The organism is Microbulbifer marinus (assembly GCF_900107725.1).
In the GTDB taxonomy this organism is placed as follows: domain Bacteria; phylum Pseudomonadota; class Gammaproteobacteria; order Pseudomonadales; family Cellvibrionaceae; genus Microbulbifer; species Microbulbifer marinus.
Genome location: NZ_FNQO01000005.1, coordinates 1 through 15,563 on the forward strand (window position 1 = coordinate 1; position 15,563 = coordinate 15,563).

At 56.9% G+C, this 15,563-nt stretch carries 16 protein-coding genes and 1 pseudogene; 11 read left to right on the forward strand and 6 right to left on the reverse strand.

Annotated elements, in window-relative coordinates; genetic code table 11:
• Both BLW36_RS15470 and BLW36_RS17690 read right to left on the reverse strand, forming a co-directional pair.
• Nucleotides 1-491: hypothetical protein (locus BLW36_RS15470; RefSeq protein ID WP_211567232.1), on the reverse strand; the 491-nt coding region annotated here is incomplete at its 3' end.
• A 30-nt stretch (nt 492-521) separates the two neighbouring features.
• Nucleotides 522-689: pseudogene (locus BLW36_RS17690) on the reverse strand (hypothetical protein); the annotation flags it as partial.
• Between the two features lie 638 nt (nt 690-1,327).
• On the opposite strand from BLW36_RS17690, the gene BLW36_RS17695 reads away from it, so the two are divergent.
• From BLW36_RS17695 to BLW36_RS15515, 10 genes are all read left to right on the forward strand, one after another.
• On the forward strand, nt 1,328-1,507 hold the full coding sequence (locus BLW36_RS17695) for a DUF3604 domain-containing protein (RefSeq protein ID WP_170833241.1): 180 nt from the start codon (nt 1,328-1,330) through the stop codon (nt 1,505-1,507).
• A 535-nt stretch (nt 1,508-2,042) separates the two neighbouring features.
• Nucleotides 2,043-3,257 carry an NnrS family protein gene (locus BLW36_RS15475; RefSeq protein ID WP_244506288.1) on the forward strand — a complete coding sequence of 405 codons (1,215 nt, stop codon included), beginning with the start codon at nt 2,043-2,045 and terminating at the stop codon, nt 3,255-3,257.
• A 25-nt stretch (nt 3,258-3,282) separates the two neighbouring features.
• Nucleotides 3,283-4,329 carry an NAD(P)/FAD-dependent oxidoreductase gene (locus BLW36_RS15480; protein ID WP_091390838.1) on the forward strand — a complete coding sequence of 349 codons (1,047 nt, stop codon included), beginning with the start codon at nt 3,283-3,285 and terminating at the stop codon, nt 4,327-4,329.
• Between the two features lie 34 nt (nt 4,330-4,363).
• Nucleotides 4,364-5,749, forward strand: a complete 1,386-nt coding sequence (gene hemN, locus BLW36_RS15485) for an oxygen-independent coproporphyrinogen III oxidase (RefSeq protein WP_091390840.1) — start codon at nt 4,364-4,366, stop codon at nt 5,747-5,749.
• A gap of 16 nt (nt 5,750-5,765) precedes the next feature.
• Nucleotides 5,766-6,881 (forward strand): NnrS family protein, encoded by a 1,116-nt coding sequence (locus tag BLW36_RS15490; protein WP_091390843.1) that lies wholly within the window; start codon nt 5,766-5,768, stop codon nt 6,879-6,881.
• Nucleotides 6,882-7,385: 504 nt separating this feature from the next.
• On the forward strand, nt 7,386-7,682 hold the full coding sequence (locus BLW36_RS15495) for a hypothetical protein (protein ID WP_091390845.1): 297 nt from the start codon (nt 7,386-7,388) through the stop codon (nt 7,680-7,682).
• Between the two features lie 68 nt (nt 7,683-7,750).
• Nucleotides 7,751-8,212 carry a BufA2 family periplasmic bufferin-type metallophore gene (gene bufA2 / locus BLW36_RS15500; RefSeq protein WP_091390847.1) on the forward strand — a complete coding sequence of 154 codons (462 nt, stop codon included), beginning with the start codon at nt 7,751-7,753 and terminating at the stop codon, nt 8,210-8,212.
• Between the two features lie 29 nt (nt 8,213-8,241).
• Nucleotides 8,242-9,120 (forward strand): MNIO family bufferin maturase, encoded by an 879-nt coding sequence (gene bufB, locus BLW36_RS15505; protein WP_091390849.1) that lies wholly within the window; start codon nt 8,242-8,244, stop codon nt 9,118-9,120.
• Nucleotides 9,117-9,902 (forward strand): HvfC/BufC N-terminal domain-containing protein, encoded by a 786-nt coding sequence (locus tag BLW36_RS15510; protein WP_170833242.1) that lies wholly within the window; start codon nt 9,117-9,119, stop codon nt 9,900-9,902. Before bufB ends, BLW36_RS15510 begins: the two co-directional genes overlap by 4 nt.
• Nucleotides 9,903-9,917: 15 nt before the next feature.
• Nucleotides 9,918-11,225 carry an MFS transporter gene (locus tag BLW36_RS15515; RefSeq protein WP_091390854.1) on the forward strand — a complete coding sequence of 436 codons (1,308 nt, stop codon included), beginning with the start codon at nt 9,918-9,920 and terminating at the stop codon, nt 11,223-11,225.
• Here BLW36_RS15515 and BLW36_RS15520 read toward each other — a convergent pair.
• The 3 genes from BLW36_RS15520 to BLW36_RS15530 form a co-directional block, all read right to left on the reverse strand.
• Entirely contained in the window at nt 11,214-12,110 is an 897-nt protein-coding gene (locus BLW36_RS15520) for a glycosyltransferase family 2 protein (RefSeq protein ID WP_091390856.1), read from the reverse strand. The two genes, BLW36_RS15515 and BLW36_RS15520, sit on opposite strands and share 12 nt — an antisense overlap.
• A 312-nt stretch (nt 12,111-12,422) precedes the next feature.
• Nucleotides 12,423-13,019 carry an HD domain-containing protein gene (locus tag BLW36_RS15525; protein ID WP_091390858.1) on the reverse strand — a complete coding sequence of 199 codons (597 nt, stop codon included), beginning with the start codon at nt 13,017-13,019 and terminating at the stop codon, nt 12,423-12,425.
• A 9-nt stretch (nt 13,020-13,028) separates the two neighbouring features.
• Nucleotides 13,029-13,802, reverse strand: coding sequence for a class II aldolase/adducin family protein (locus BLW36_RS15530; protein WP_170833243.1), 774 nt, complete (start codon nt 13,800-13,802; stop codon nt 13,029-13,031).
• Nucleotides 13,803-13,887: 85 nt separating this feature from the next.
• Here BLW36_RS15530 and BLW36_RS15535 point away from each other — a divergent pair, with 85 nt between their 5' ends.
• On the forward strand, nt 13,888-14,580 hold the full coding sequence (locus tag BLW36_RS15535; protein ID WP_091390860.1) for a Crp/Fnr family transcriptional regulator: 693 nt from the start codon (nt 13,888-13,890) through the stop codon (nt 14,578-14,580).
• A 41-nt stretch (nt 14,581-14,621) separates the two neighbouring features.
• Here the strand turns inward: BLW36_RS15535 and BLW36_RS15540 are convergent, their stop codons facing one another.
• Nucleotides 14,622-15,530 (reverse strand): bile acid:sodium symporter family protein, encoded by a 909-nt coding sequence (locus BLW36_RS15540; protein ID WP_091390864.1) that lies wholly within the window; start codon nt 15,528-15,530, stop codon nt 14,622-14,624.
• Between the last annotated feature and the right edge of the window lie 33 nt (nt 15,531-15,563).

Here is a 15,563-nt window from a genome sequence, read left to right on the forward strand (position 1 = left end):
CTGTCCGGATTTTCCGGGTTGGTGCCGGCGGTAAATTCCTGCAGGTTGCTCAGGCCATCGCCGTCGAGATCTTCCGCGGCATCTTCGGGATAGCCGTCATTCAGGAACGGATACTGGTTTTCATAGGCTTCCGGCAGACCGTCTCTGTCGGCGTCGATTCTGTAGGCGGCATCGAGCGGTGCGACATCATCACCATCGGGCACACCGTCCAGGTCGCTGTCGTGGAAGTCGGGGCGGGTGCCGGCCCGATACTCTTCGAGGTTGCTGAGACCGTCACCATCCAAGTCCATCGCGGCGTCGTTCGGGTCGAATTCACTCAGGCCGCGGGTGATTTCCCAGGCATCGGGAATGCCGTCTCCGTCCTGGTCCATGGCCTTGCTGGGATCCAGCGGCCACAAATCTTCACCGTCTGGAATACCATCCCAGTCTGAATCCGCCCGGAAAGGGTCCGTTTGCAGACCAAATTCAACGAGGTTTTCAAGGAGGTCCAAGTCCTCATCTCGGCTAGCGTCTTCCGGATTATTTGGATCTAGGCCGTAAATAGCCTCCCAATAATCCGGCATCCCGTCAGAATCTGAGTCCAGATCCTCCGCATAGCTCAAACTGCAAAGTACAGAAATAGAAAATAGAGATGAAATCGATGAAGTAAGAAAGAACGTGAAAAAGCTACTTCTGCGTTTACGACTCATAAAACCCCGCCCCAGATACAGGAATTATTATTTCTTTTACAATTTTGAGCTGACCGCTTCCGAGAAAATAAGAAAGCAAAATCAATAGAAAAGAAGAGTGAATTCACATTATCACAGCCAGCACCTCAAAAAAGAAGATGACTGTAATGAGATGTAATGGACGCTGCCACTAAGCAATAATCAAATGTTTTTGAGCATTTACGGACTGGGAGGCAGAATAATCACGCGGAAGATCTACCAGAAACCAACCAAATAACTTTGAAATCATCTACTGGAACAGACTTTATACAAATAGCACATCCAACTATAACGCATGTACCAATCACAACTTGTCAAAAGTTAATCTCCGCAAACTCTGCGAGATAAAAACCTATGGCACCGAATAGGTGCGGAATGCGATCGAATTGCACGAGCGCATAAAGCGCCGCTGGAGATCATGCCAATAAAAGACAACTCAGAGTGCCAGATAGGTACCATTACTTCAGATCAGGCAGTTAATTTGGATTGAGAGCTCGACAAGTGTATGGGCGACGTTTCGCCCCATTTTTCAAAAAATATCGATGAGTGCACAGCCGCCTCAAGTTTGAACTGCGCTATCAGCACGAAAAAGGACGCTGCGCGGCTGGCATCCATCGACCATGTGGACAGACCCCGATTTTAACCCCTACGAAAATGCCTTCTATGACGCCCGAGCTCAGGAAGATCCCGCATACCGCAAGAGCTATTACGAAGCGAAAGCTGCCGAAATCGAAAATCCCAATGGGCTGCCAGATACGATTCGCACACGGGCCTGGCTGCGCCCATGTGGTACAACCTGAATAGGACAACTACCGCTAGCAACTGATACTGGGATCCCGCTCTACGCTTGGCTGGCCCCGCACGTCGTCAAAATGGCCCGGGGAGCCGGTATTTTCGGGGCTTCCACCTATCCAGCGAATACCGATTAACCCACGGAATCGAGTAGGTCCCAGCTATCCCCTCACCCCTATAGCCCCTCCTTAGCCCAACGACCGTCACAGGCACTCACTTGCGTCAATCGTCTACCCTGCGATAAAGATGCATCCTATTTGCATCTTTTTGGAAAGAGCGTAAACTAGCCCGCAAGACCGCATTCCCGTGATGCTATTTGGCGCGATGACGCCGGGGCCTGGATAAAGATGTCAAAAACCAGACGACCTCCACCTGCGGCTAAGCTGCCATGCCCGACCGGTCACAAATATACCGGGGCTAGATAACGGAGGTGCTCCGACGCGGGCTGCCGCCACAAGTAGAGACAGCAAAGGCGGGCGCACGGATTCGGTGACGGTGAAAAATCTATTGGCGATAGGAAATTGAATCGATGAGAGGCGCCGCGTGAACAATATTCTGCTCCAAGACGGCAGTGTCGTCCCAAGGAATACCGACAATACCTGGCCTCTGTTCAGGCTGGCCTTTCGCCCCTTTTTCCTCTTTGGTGCCCTGTTCAGCATCGTCAGCCTGGTTGCCTGGAACGCCTTGCTGAATGGCAAGATCGGATTCGCGGTGCACGGGGGGCCGCTGTGGTGGCATATGCACGAAATGCTATTCGGCTTTGTCGGCGCGATTGTTGTCGGGTTCCTGCTATCAGCGGTTCAAACCTGGACGCGACTCCCCAGTATCAAGGGCCTGCCACTCTTTCTACTCTTTCTGTTGTGGCTGACGGCGCGGGTTTTCATGTGGCTGCCGGCTGTTCTCCCGCCCTGGATAATAGCCGTCACGGATCTGCTGTTCTTCCCCGCAGCGGCTCTGGTGCTGACACGCCTGGTTGTCAAGGCGAGATTGTGGCGGAACATTATTTTTGTTCCCCTGCTAGCGGCTATGACACTGGCCAATGCGACCATGCACTACTCTGCAGCAGAGGGACTAACAGAGCTGGCATTATCCGCCGCTGTTGGCATGGTACTGATGGTGACCTTGCTGATGTGCATTATGGGCGGCCGCGTATTCCCGATGTTTACCGCCAACGGCACACAAACCCCACGTGTACCGCCGCTGGCCTGGCTGGAAAAAAGCGCGATCATCGGCATGCTGCTGGTGGTCGTCACACAAGTCGGCATATTCGCTTTGCCGGCCTGGGTAAACGCCCTTTTATTATTTGTTACCGCAGCACTGCATTTTATTCGGGTCTTTCGCTGGCGCATCTGGGTAACGCTCAAAACGCCCTTGGTATGGTCGCTACACGTCAGCTACTGGTGTATTCCAATCGGCCTGACCCTGCTCGGAATTTCCGAACTCAGCGATTCGATCACCCGCTCACAGGCCATTCACAGCTTAACGGTCGGTGCCATGGGCATCATGATTCTGGCCATGATTGCCCGGGTTTCACTGGGCCATACGGGAAGGACCATTCAGGTCGGAAAACTGATGAACGCTGCCTTCCTGATACTGACTTTCGCCTTTGTAGTACGCGTATTCGGCATCTCTGTATTCCCCAGTTACGGCGACGTTTTCACGACCGCCACTGCACTCTGGGTTCTCGCCTACGGTTGCTTTTTTGCGCTGTACCTGCCGATTTTAACGCGGCCAAGAGTGGACGGTCAGCCCGGGTAACTCACCTTCGACCGGAGCGACAGGTATGAATACTCCAACAGACTTCGCTGCAGATGTCGGCATCATTGGCGCCGGGCCCTGCGGTCTGTTCCAGGCCTTTGAACTGGGGCTTCACGGATTGAGGTCGATGATATTTGATACCCAGCCGGCGGCCGGAGGGCAGTGCAGTGAGCTTTATCCGAATAAGCCGATATACGACATACCCGCCTGCCCGAGCATTTTAGCCAAGGACCTGATCGGCAACCTGAAACAGCAGCTTCGGCCGTTTTCGCCAAAGTGGAAATTTAATACGACCGTTACCGAAATAGAGAAAACCGACAATCCATCCGGTTTTTGCATAGGCACCAGCAGCGGCGGAACCTTTCTCGTTAAGTTCGTAGTGATTGCCACTGGTGCGGGCGCCATGCGTCCGGTGCGTTTGAAGGTGCCGGGTATTGACCAGCTGGAGGGGGAGTCACTCTTTTACCGCGTAGAAGATATAGCCATGCACAGGGATAAAGCCATCGCTGTATTGGGTGGTGGTGATGCGGCTTTCGACTGGGCCAACGCGCTGAGCGAAATTTCAGCAGAAGTTGTTTTGATACATCGCTCCAATCGTTTTCGTGCAATGCAACGCTCTGTCGACAAATACATGCGCCGCTGCCAAGAACAAAAGGCACTTTTTCTGGCCGGACAGGTCATCGATTTCAGCACCAACCAAAATAAAACCCTGTCTCATCTGAGGGTCAAATGCGCAGATCAGGTGGCCAGATCAATTGCCGTCGACCAGGTCTTGGTGTGCTTTGGTATGTCGCCCAGCATTCAGAACCTGCTGCATTGGGGCATGAAGTTACACAACCACAAAATCGAGGTATCCACCGATACCTTTGAATCATCTATCGAAGGAATATTCGCGATCGGTGACAGTAACTACTATCCGGGCAAGAGGAACCTGATCCTGTCCGGCTTTCACGAAGCAGCCTTGGCCGCCTTTGCCATCAAGCGCAGGGAACAGCAAGGCAAAAGAGTAATGCTCGAATACACGACCACGAGCCCGAGGATCCTTGAACGCCTCGGTGTATCTGGCGATTAAATGCACCAAGAAATTCTGTTAATGGTGAATTGAGATGAAATTGAGCCCCGTATACGATAAAGAGCTGTTACATCGTTATGACAGGCCGTTACCGAGATATACGTCCTACCCTACTGCAGTACAGTTTGAGGAGGGATTCAGTGTTGCAGACTGGAGACGCGGGCTGGACCAGAGTATTCAGGAGGCCAAACCATTCTCCCTATATTTCCATATCCCCTTTTGCCGCTCACCGTGCTTTTACTGTGCCTGCAACCGCATTATCACGCGGGATGCATCACGCAGCCAGCCGTACCTGGAAGCCATTTATAAGGAAATAGAGCTGGTCGCAGCGCAAATCCCCGATAATCGGAGGAATGTCAGCCAGGTCCATTTTGGCGGCGGAACCCCAACGTTCTTGAGCAGTAATCAGCTTGAAGAGCTATGGGGCCGAATCAATCGCCACTTCAACATGGATCCGGATGGGGAGTATTCCATCGAAATCGATCCGCGCGCATCAAGCGTGGAACTGATCGAAAAGCTCACTCAGCTGGGATTCAACCGGATGAGTTTCGGGATACAGGATCTGGATCCCGAGGTACAAAAAGCGGTAAATCGGATTCAAAGCGCGGAAGAAACGTTTACCCAGATCGCCAGCGCAAAGAAAAATGGCGTCAAATCGGTCAATGTCGATCTGATCTACGGATTGCCGAAGCAAACCACCGAAACGTTTGGCAACACCATAGAGCGAGTCATTGAAGCCCGCCCCGAGCGAGTGGCCGTATATGGCTATGCCCATATGCCACAGATATTCAAGGCCCAGACCCAAATCGACAAGTACGATATTCCCAGCCTGTCGAAAAAGCTCGGACTACTGGAAATCGCTATCGATCAGTTTTTGGCCGCAGGTTATGAGTACATCGGTCTCGACCACTTCGCCCTGCCGGACGACGAGCTCGCCGTTGCCCGCCGTCAAAATACGCTGCACAGAAACTTTCAGGGTTACTCGACACAAAAAGAGTGCGACATGCTGGGTTTCGGTGTCACGGCCATCGGAAAAATCGGCAATATCTTTTATCAGAACCTGAAATCGGAAAAGGATTACCTGGACTGCCTGAAAGATGAAAGGCTGCCAATTAACAAAGGCTATCGAATGACGCGTGATGACAGGATTCGCGGTCAGGTCATCATGTCCCTAATGTGCCATGGCTACCTAGATTTTGATTATTTCGAATCCATATCACAATCCAGATTGACGGACTACTTCAGCAATGTTCTCGATGATATCGATTCGTTAGAACGCGATGGTTTGATTGAGGTTGATTCGCGCAGAATAGCGGTAACTTCTGTAGGTCAGTTGTTGCTGAGAAATATCTGCAATGTGTTTGATGGCTATCGCAAGCCCTCCGAGAGCAAACAGAGAATTCATGCACTTTCCATTTAGCTAAACTAGCAAGCCGATGCTCCGCTACCCAACACAGAAGCTGTTCTTTACTTCGGCCACAGTGCTGGCCATAGTAGGCCCCTGGTTATTGCTGCTAACCCTTACTGGTCAACTGGGCTTGCAGTTTACCGTCGCAACACACGCAAAGAGCATGCTATTCGGGTTTGTCGGCGCCCTGATCGCGGGTTACCTGGCCGGCAGGCAGAGCCTGGCAGCTCTGCTGTTACTCTACGGAACATGGATTCTGGGGAGGGTTTTAGAAGTTGTTTCAGGAGAAAGCCTTGCTGCAGCCATCGCCTATTCCACCTTCGGCGCTTTCCTGGCCATTTTGATAGTTCCCAAGTTCCGGGCCGCAAAACAGTGGCGCAACAAGACGATGATGCCGCTTATCGCGGTTATCGGCTGCTTCCCGTTTGCAAGTGAAACAATCCCTAGACTGACTGACAGTGTCAAGCTTGCGAATACGAGCTTTGTGCTGATGATATCGGCACTGATGTTTTTTATCGGCGGCCGCGTTATCATACCGTCTCTCACGCGGGGCTATGCGGACACAGGGTTAGCGCTAACACACCGAGTGCAGCCCCATCTCGAAGCAACAGTACTGGCATTGCTATTTGGAGCCATCCTCGCCAGCGTCTTTTCCGCCGCGGCGCCCTGGATAGCATTGCCATCAGTCGCGGCCGCCTTGTTAATACTTGTCCGACTCTACCGCTGGCAGCCGCATAAGCTGAGCATCCGCTATTCGAGCCTGTGGGCTCTCATCACCGGTTATGTTTGGCTGGCACTCGGCATACTGGCCTTCAGCCTCGCCCTCTTGATAAAGCATCCGGTACAGCCCAGTTTACATGTCATTACGATAGGTGCACTGGGCACTCTGTCATCGACGATTATTCTGCGGTTTTGTGTAACGAACTCCGAACCAAACAGCCGCTGGCATTATGTGCCCGTATTTTTACTGACAGGCGCGACATTAGCCCGTTACGCGAAAGATTTTCTACCGGAAAATTCCGTTGATCTCCTGTTAGTCAGCGCCAGCCTTTGGAGTCTGAATTTTGCCATCATTTTAGTTGGCGCGGTTCGACGGTCATTTGTCAACAGGACTTCCGGACGTCCGTTGATCCTCCAACACTGATTCGGCAAACTTTATGACAACACACACAGTCGTGGACTCGGCCTCGTTAACCAGGTGGATATCCGACTTTGCCATAGATCCTCTCCATCCGCAGCGAACGAACAATCCTTGGCATGTGTCTCCAGCCCCGCCGTAAAATCGTGCTTCTCCAACGATATAGCGAATAGCTTTACGACAGACCCGGTCCGAACGCCAAAGATCCAAATTAATGACCAAATTGTCAGTGCTACAGTACTTACACTTTGAACCAATACCCAGCGCCTGGTTATCGATGTGACACACCATCGCCATAGTCATCTGACACAGACTTGTGTGCTGCCGGTGTAAATCGGTGCCTGGCGACCATATCCCAAGGTGATCGGTTACGCCTTCTCACCGGAGGCCGGGCGAAGATTCGAATTACGCAACCTCTACTAGGCCGCCAATTCCAGCTGATCTAATTATCCGAAGATGCGGACGACATTCGTGCTATATGCGTAGTGGAGGTCACCGACATCAACAACAATGGCTTTCTTTCGGCGCCACCCCCAGTGCCATCTACACAACATCGGCCAGAAGACAGATATCACTGTCTCCAACATGCGACCGTATCAGGAGAAGGGCGACCGGGTGTGCGAGCCGAGTATCGGCGCCAGTTATGACGAGTGCGGCGACTACTGTTCCGTGTACGGGGAGATTCACTACGCCACTAGCCTGGAGAATCCCGGCGATAGCGAAGGCGGTGGCCTGCTGCACGGCTTTCGCGACAACGGGGAGCGCTCGAGACCATCCCGGCAGTACCGCGTTTCACGGCTAGACTGAAACCAAGGATTATCGACCCCTTCGGTCGTACAGACCTTTTATCAGCCTTTTAAACTGAGGAGCTCAATATGAAAGACGAGCGCAAACTCATACTGACTGGAGCGTCATTGGCGCTGGCAGCCGCCAGCCTGATCACCAGCGGCGCCAGCCTGGCCAATCACAAACAGGCTTCCAGTGGAGACACCACCGATCTGGTCCACTGTTATGGCGTCAATGTCTGCAAGGGGCACAACGACTGCAAGACGGCGAAGAACGACTGCTCCGGCAAGTCCTCCTGCAAAGGCAGCAGCTTCGTCGCCATGCCGGCAAAAGCCTGCGCCGATGTGGGCGGCAAAGTGAAGGATGATTGGAAAGGCTCCGTTAAGACCGCAGACCTGGCCCACTGCTACGGTGTCAATGTCTGCAAGGGGCACAACGACTGCAATACCGCCAAGCACGATTGCGCCGGCAAAGCCTCCTGCAAAGGCAGCGGATGGGTGGCGATGCCAGCCAAGGCCTGTAACGATATCGGCGGCAAGGTCAAAAGCTGAACCGCCACTGCGCATTCGACGACAACACAATGCCAGCCAATAGCCCGGTGACAGCCAGTACCTGCGCTCCGGAGCCGTTTCTCGGCTTCGGTCTGGGGCTGCGCACCCAGCACTTTCAGCAGGTACTGGAGCAGTCGCCGGCGGTGGACTGGTTTGAGGTGGTGTCGGAGAACTTTATGGTCGCCGGTGGCAAGCCCCGCTACTTTTTGCGCGCTATCGGCGAGCGTTATCCGCTGGTGATGCACGGAGTGTCCCTGTCCATCGGCAGCGCCGATCCACTGAACTTCGATTACCTGAAGCGGCTGAAACGGCTCGCAGAAGAGGTGCAGCCGGCCTGGATCTCGGATCACCTGTGCTGGACCGGTGTCGATGGCCGTACCAGCCACGACCTGCTGCCGCTGCCCTATGCCGAGGAAGTGGTGGACCATGTGGTCGAACGGGTACGCCGGGTACAGGATTTTCTCGGTCGGCAGTTACTACTGGAAAATGTATCCAGTTATTTGACCTTCGCCGAGCAGTCGATGGCGGAATGGGAATTTATAGCCGAAGTCTGCGCGCGCGCCGATTGCCTGATGCTGCTGGATATCAACAACGTCTACGTCAGCGCCCGCAACCACGGCTTCGATGCCCGCGACTATATCGACTACCTGGATCCGGCCCGGGTACAGCAATTCCACCTGGCGGGCCACTCGGACTACGGCGACTATGTCATCGACACCCACGACCACGACGTGCCCCACCCGGTGTGGCAACTCTACCGTCACGCGCTGCGCCGCTTCGGCCCGGTAAGCACACTGATCGAGCGGGATGACAATATTCCCGCGCTACCGGAGATGATCGAAGAGCTGGATATGGCCCGGCAGATATATGCCGAAGAATGTGCCGCGGGCGCGGCCTGTGCGCCGTGAGTGAATTGCTGCGCACGCGTCAGCGCCAGTTGATGGCCTTCCTGCTGCAGGGAGACGAGGCCATCAGTGAATACATCTGTGACCAGGGCGCGGCCAGCAAGTCCATCCGTCTCGGCATCTACGCCAATGCCTACCGCAAGCGCCTGCAGGAAACCCTGGAATCCGATCACCCGGTGCTGGGCAGCTACCTGGGCGATGACCTATTCGAGGAGATGACTCTCGGCTATATCGACAAGCATCCGTCGCGTCGCCCGTCGCTGCGCGACTTCGGTGAACGCTTGCCCGACTACCTGCGCACAACCGGACCATTCAGCCACCACCCACTGATCGCCGAACTGGCACAGTTCGAGCGATTGCTGATGACGGTCTTCGATGCCGCGGACGCGGAGCATTTGTCGGTGGAGGCGTTGCAGCGATTGCCCGCCGATGCCTGGCCGCGCATGTGCCTGCGCTTCCACCCGAGCGTCAGGTTGCTGCACAGCCACTGGAACTGCGTGCAGGTATGGCAGGCACTGCGCGCTGACAGTGAGCCGCCACCACCCTGCGAGGGACACTTCCACTGGTTGCTGTGGCGCAATCGCGAGCGTCTGACCGAATTCACCTCCGTTGCCGGGGCCGAACTGGTGGCCTTGCGCACCGGGCTCGGCGGCGCGGATTTCAGTCAGTTGTGCGAGGCATTGCTGGAAATCGTGCCCGCGGAACAAGCGGCCGCGGTTCTGGTGCAGTTGCTGCAGGACTGGATCCAGCGCGGCTGGCTGGGCGGAATCGACGGCAACGGATAAACCCGCGGAAAAACCATGGACGGTGCGGCGGAACGGCACGGGCCGACGGGAATACACCGACGACGCGCGATCTGGAGCTGGGCATTCTACGACTGGGCCAACTCCGCCTTCGCCACCGTGGTACTGGCTGGTTTCTTTCCGCTGCTATTCCTCGATTTCTGGAACGCCGGCGAAAGTGCCGAGACCGCTAATTTACGCCTAGGCTGGGCCAACGCCGCCGCCTCACTGTTCATTGCACTGGCCGCGCCGCTGATCGGCGCCCTCGCCGACCGCGCCGGTGCCCGCAAGCGCCTGTTACTGCTGTTCGCAGTAACGGGTATGTTCGCCACCGCACTGCTCGCCGGCGTGCCCGGCGGTGCCTGGCTGCCGGCAGCATCGCTGTTTGTCTGCGCCACCATCGGCTTCCTCGGCGCCAACCTGTTGTACGACGCACTGCTGACCAGCGTCGCGCCGCCGGCGCGCTGGCACGCGGTGTCCGGTCTCGGTTTCGGCCTCGGCTATCTCGGTGGCGGCCTGCTGTACCTCGGCTGCGTTGCCGCCGCGCTAAAACCCGCCGCATTCGGCTTTGCCGGCAGCACCGAGGCGGCGTTGGCGGCCTTCCTGGTTACTGCAGTCTGGTGGGCACTGTTCTCGCTGCCGCTGGTTATCTGGGTCCGCGAGCCGCCCGCCACTGCTCCGGCCGCCAGCCGCTCACTGCTACGGCAGACCCTCGCAGAGTTGCGCGGCACTATCAGGCACCTGCGCCACTACCGCCCGGTAATGATATTTCTGCTCGCCTACTGGCTCTATATCGACGGCGTCGGCACCGTTATCCGCATGGCTGTCGCCTATGGTCGCGCGCTGGGGTTCGAGCGCTCGCACCTGATTCTGGCGCTGCTGCTGGTGCAGTTTGTCGGCTTCCCGGCGGCAATCCTCTTCGCCCACCTCGGTGAACGCATAGGGCCGCAGCGCGGTATTTACTTCGGCCTCGGCGTTTACATTCTGGTGTGTGTCTGGGGTGCATTCATCCGCGCGCCCTGGGAATTCTTTGTGATCGCGGTGCTGATTGGGCTGGTCCAGGGCGGTGTGCAGGCGCTGAGCCGCTCCTGCTATGCACGCCTGATTCCGGCCGCCAGGAGCGGAGAATTTTTCGGTTTCTACAACCTGATGGGGAAGTTCGCAGCACTGATAGGGCCGCCGCTATTCGGGCTCTTCGGCAGCTGGTTTGGGGAGGTGCGCTACTCGATGCTCGCGCTGATACTGCTGTTCGTCGCCGGTGGGCTGGTGCTGTCGCGGCTGCCGGCCACGGCGTTTACCGCCCCCGCAGACCAATCAGCCCAGTGACTCGAGCAGTCCGTACTCGGCGAAAACCTCACGGATCTTGCAGTCATTGCCGCCATGCTTACCCCAGTTTTCTTTCTTCAGTGATTGCGACTGGGATCCCTCGATGGTCAGGAAGCGCTTCTTCCAGTGGCGCGGGTCCGCCACCCGCGCGCTGAGCGTGCCCTGTTTCAGGCTCATCGCCTTGAGCCAGACATCGTCGGCATTCGGACAGAGCGCCATAAACTTGTCCCTGTCGAAGGCGTCCTCGTGCAGAGAGCCGGGGAAATACAGTACACCGCCCATCCCCGTCGGGAATACGAGGCTGGAAGGCTCCGCATCAATCACACCAGACTGCCATTCATCGTAGGGCAGCAGTTCGCCGTTCTTATCCAGCAGCATTTTATGGCCGCGCAGACAGTAAATATGGGCGGGATCGCGCCGGTAGGCCCGATAGAGCATATCGATCGTATCCGGCGGGTACAGGACATCGTCGTCAACGGTAATGATCAGGCTGTCCGGGAACTTGTCGAAGGCGTAAACATACTTCTTATACGGGCCGAGATCCTCCTCCACGAAAAAGATCTGCAGGCCCCGCTCCCGCTGCTTGAGCAGGGTTTCCGGCAGGCACTTGTCGGGAAAGTTCTTGGTGGACAGCCACAGTACAATCGCATCGGCTTTCACCGACTGCTGGAACAGGCTCTCGATGCACAGGTAAAGATCGTTGATACGCTTGTCGAAAGAGGTCAGCGATACAACGATGTTGTGTTCCTTGTCGTTCCCCACTCCCGCTTCACGGCTGGACAGCGCCTGCTGCATCAATCCCTGTCTGCGAATCATGGATTCCAGTTTCAGGTTGTTATACGCATCGTGCTTCTTCAGGCGTTTTTTCAGAAAGTAGTGAAACATACAGGTTGCTGACTTCGACCGTTTGATTCGTGATTCGGGCCCGGTTGCCATCCGCTATTCGTCTTCCGGTCAGCCGAATCGGTCAAAAAACAACCAAATACTGTAGCCAGACAGGCGAAACAAGGCGGATAAAACCGACTCTGAAACCAACGCTATAGTGCCTGTAATCACCCCCTCTCGGCTAGGGGCTGGGGCACATTTGTGGTGCAGGGGGGCGCAATGACAGCAGCTAGCCTTCAAAGGGAGTGGATTCAGGTGAAGAGTTGGGGCCACCGTGCCAACCTGACTGGACGGCGACCCCCGGTTGGTACATCAGCCGGCGGCTTCGAACGCCTGCTGGTACAGCGACTTGCGCGGCTGCGCGAACACCCGCCGCAGCATCGGTTCGAAGAACTCCAGCGGCAGGGTTTCAGCGTCTTTGTCGAACGCCGGAGCGTCATACTTGGATACGAACTCGATCGTGCGCGCGTAATGGGGATGGTCCCGAAACTGCTCGCGCTGACCGGGATCCATACCCAGGTACTGGAAGAAGTAGTACCCCTGGAAGATCGCATGGTGCTTGATCATCCAGTGATTTTCCTCACTGACGAAGGGCTCCAGCAGCACCGCGGCCACGTCCGCATGGTTGTAACTGCCGAGGGTATCGCCGATATCGTGCAATAGTGCACAGATGACATACTCCTCATCCTTGCCGTCGCGGTAGGCGAGGGTTGCGGTCTGCAGGCAATGGGTCAGACGGTCGACCGGGAAACCGCCACAGTCACCCTCGAGCAATTGCAGGTGGGCGATGATGCGATCCGGCAGCTCCCGCGCAAAAGACCCAAAGGCCTCGGCAATGATCTTCCAATCCTCCGCGGTGCCATTTTCCATGTGGGTGAACTGGGCCTGTTTTTCGATAACGTGCTCCATGCGCCCTCCTTAATTGCGGTAGCTTGAGTCTATACGGTCGAGCTTGCGCAACAGGCCCGGCCAGGCGAGCAGGCCGCCCTGACTGCTGGTGACCTTGTCGCCTTCGCTCTGGATTTTATCGATGATCGGCTGCGGCACCGGGGTCAGCGGGCGGTTGCCGGCGAGTGCCGCCACCTGAATCTCGCAGGAACGCTGCAGGATAAACATCGCCAGGAGGGCATCGGCCACCGTCGGCGCGCAGGTCAGCAGGCCGTGGTTGCGTAAAATCATGTAATTGGCCGTGCCCAGATCAGATACCAGGCGGGCTTTCTCATCTTCGCGTACCGCAATCCCCTCGTAGTCGTGGTAGGCCAGGCTCGACAGCGGGAACAGCGACTGCTGGGAGATCGGCAGCAGTCCCTCAGAGTGGGCCGCCACCGCAACGCCCTCGGTCGTGTGAGTGTGCATCACGCACTGGGCGTCTTCGCGTGCTTCGTGAATCGCGCTGTGGATGGTGAAGCCGGCGGGATTGACCGGGAATGGACTGTCATCCACCTTTTCCCCGTGGACGTCGATCTTGACCAGGCTGGACGCGGTGATTTCATCGAACATAGCGCCGAACGGATTGATCAGGAAGCGGTGCTCCGGCCCGGGAACGCGCACGGACAGGTGGGTAAAAATAAGGTCGTCCCAGCCATAGTGGGCGATCAGGCGATACGCGGCCGCCAGGTCGACGCGCAGTTGCCACTCCTCATCGCTGACCTTGCCCTTCAGGGACGGGATCGTATCCAGTTGCGTATGCATCGGTCTTCTCTCTTATCGTTATTGGGCCAATGCATTCTAGAAACCGCCCTGCCCACAAGACTGTCAACTTGTTTACACTTGGCGGATGACCGAACTAGTACCGATTCTCGACAACTGTCCACTGCTGGCGGGACTACCGAATGAGGCCAAGCTGGAACTGGCCCGACAGGCCCGCATCCGGCGCTACCGGGCGGACGAAGTCATCTATCTGCCCGGCGCCATGCAGAGCCAGCTGTCCATCGTTGCCGCGGGGCGCGTGCGCCTCTGCTCGAGCAATGCCAGCGGCCGCGAGGCCGCGCTGGCAATCCTGGACACCGGCGCCTGGTTTGGAGATACCGTATTCTCGCCCGGCCTGCCGCGGGTATTCGGAGCCACAGCCCACGACGACTGCCAGATAGTCGATATCCCGGGCGAAGTGCTGCGCGCGCTGATGGCCGACAATCCCGAGGCCTACCCGGTCGCGCTGGATCTGGTAAGCCGCAGACTGTGGTCGGCGATGTCCATTATTCAGGACGATGTGCTGCGTGGTACCGAGGCGCGCCTCGCCCGGCGCCTGCTATTTCTCGCGCAGATGCACAATTCACCGGTCGACGCCGGCAGCACCGCCAGTTTTCGTCTGACCCGGGAACAGCTGGCAAACATGATGGGCATGACCCGGCAGGGCGCACATCGGGCGCTCAAGCATATCGAGGCGCAGGGCCTGATTGAATTCGCCTACGGCCGCGTGACCATTCCGGATACCGGACGCCTGCAGGCCCATGTCGAGAAGCTGGACTGAGCCGCCGCGCGCCCGACCCACAGCGGCTCAAGAATGAAGGACTAGCCTGCCTCGGAAATTTCGGCTGCGGCTGCGCCGCCGTCTTTGCCAGACGGGATAACGCGCCGGCCATAGGCCGCCAGCAGGAAGCCGACCGGGAACATCAGCACGCCGTAGATGGCGGACGGCACCGACATTTCGCTGGAGTGCAGCAGCGTCAATGTCACCATCAGCCCGAGGGTGCCGTTCTTGATTCCCAACTCCGTAGCCACCGCCAGCGCTTCGCGCCGGGACAGGCCGATAGCGCGGCTGGACAGCAGGCCGAGGGCGACACCAGCCAGGTTTAACAGAATCGCCGACGGACCGGCCTGCGCCATCAGCTCCAAGAAGCGGTCGCGGATACCGTACACCAGTCCGATCACCAACACCGCCAATACCAGGCCGCCGAATATACTGACCACACCCTCGGCGCGATTCGCCAGCTGTGGCCGCCAGGCGCGTACCGCCATACCGATCACCACCGGCAGCAGTACGATTGCCGATAACATTGCCACGGTCTTGCCAAACGGCAGCACGATTTCCTGCTGCGTGCCAAAGTAAGCCTGCAGTGCATAGTTGGTAAAAATCGGCAGGGACATAATCGTGATCATGCTCGCGGACACCGTCAGTACGATCGACAGCGCCACGTTGCCGCGCGCGAGCAGAGTGAACAGGTTGGAGGTGGTACCGCCGGGACAGGCCGCGATAATCACCAGCCCTACAGCGATGGCCGGCGGCAGGCTCAGCAGCCCGCAGAGCGCGAAGGCGAACAGCGGCATGATCAGGATTTGGGTGATAGTGCCGACGATCAGCCCGGCCGGCTTCACCGTGACCCGGTGAAAATCCCTGGCGGTCAGGGTCATGCCGATACCGATCATAATGATAAACAGGGCGACCGGCAGACCGATCGAGATCATTGGTCCTGATTCCACACAAACCTCCTTTAATTATTATGTAGCTGTGCG

Coding starts and splice junctions, on each gene's coding strand:
- BLW36_RS15495 (WP_091390845.1), top strand. CDS start 7,386: ATGGCTTTCTTTCGGCGCCACCCCCAGTGCCATCTACACAACATCGGC.
- bufA2 (WP_091390847.1), top strand. CDS start 7,751: ATGAAAGACGAGCGCAAACTCATACTGACTGGAGCGTCATTGGCGCTG.
- BLW36_RS17695 (WP_170833241.1), top strand. CDS start 1,328: ATGTGGACAGACCCCGATTTTAACCCCTACGAAAATGCCTTCTATGAC.
- BLW36_RS15530 (WP_170833243.1), bottom strand. CDS start 13,802: ATGCATACGCAACTGGATACGATCCCGTCCCTGAAGGGCAAGGTCAGC.
- BLW36_RS15515 (WP_091390854.1), top strand. CDS start 9,918: ATGGACGGTGCGGCGGAACGGCACGGGCCGACGGGAATACACCGACGA.
- BLW36_RS15520 (WP_091390856.1), bottom strand. CDS start 12,110: ATGTTTCACTACTTTCTGAAAAAACGCCTGAAGAAGCACGATGCGTAT.
- BLW36_RS15535 (WP_091390860.1), top strand. CDS start 13,888: ATGACCGAACTAGTACCGATTCTCGACAACTGTCCACTGCTGGCGGGA.
- BLW36_RS15490 (WP_091390843.1), top strand. CDS start 5,766: ATGCTCCGCTACCCAACACAGAAGCTGTTCTTTACTTCGGCCACAGTG.
- bufB (WP_091390849.1), top strand. CDS start 8,242: ATGCCAGCCAATAGCCCGGTGACAGCCAGTACCTGCGCTCCGGAGCCG.
- hemN (WP_091390840.1), top strand. CDS start 4,364: ATGAAATTGAGCCCCGTATACGATAAAGAGCTGTTACATCGTTATGAC.
- BLW36_RS15480 (WP_091390838.1), top strand. CDS start 3,283: ATGAATACTCCAACAGACTTCGCTGCAGATGTCGGCATCATTGGCGCC.
- BLW36_RS15525 (WP_091390858.1), bottom strand. CDS start 13,019: ATGGAGCACGTTATCGAAAAACAGGCCCAGTTCACCCACATGGAAAAT.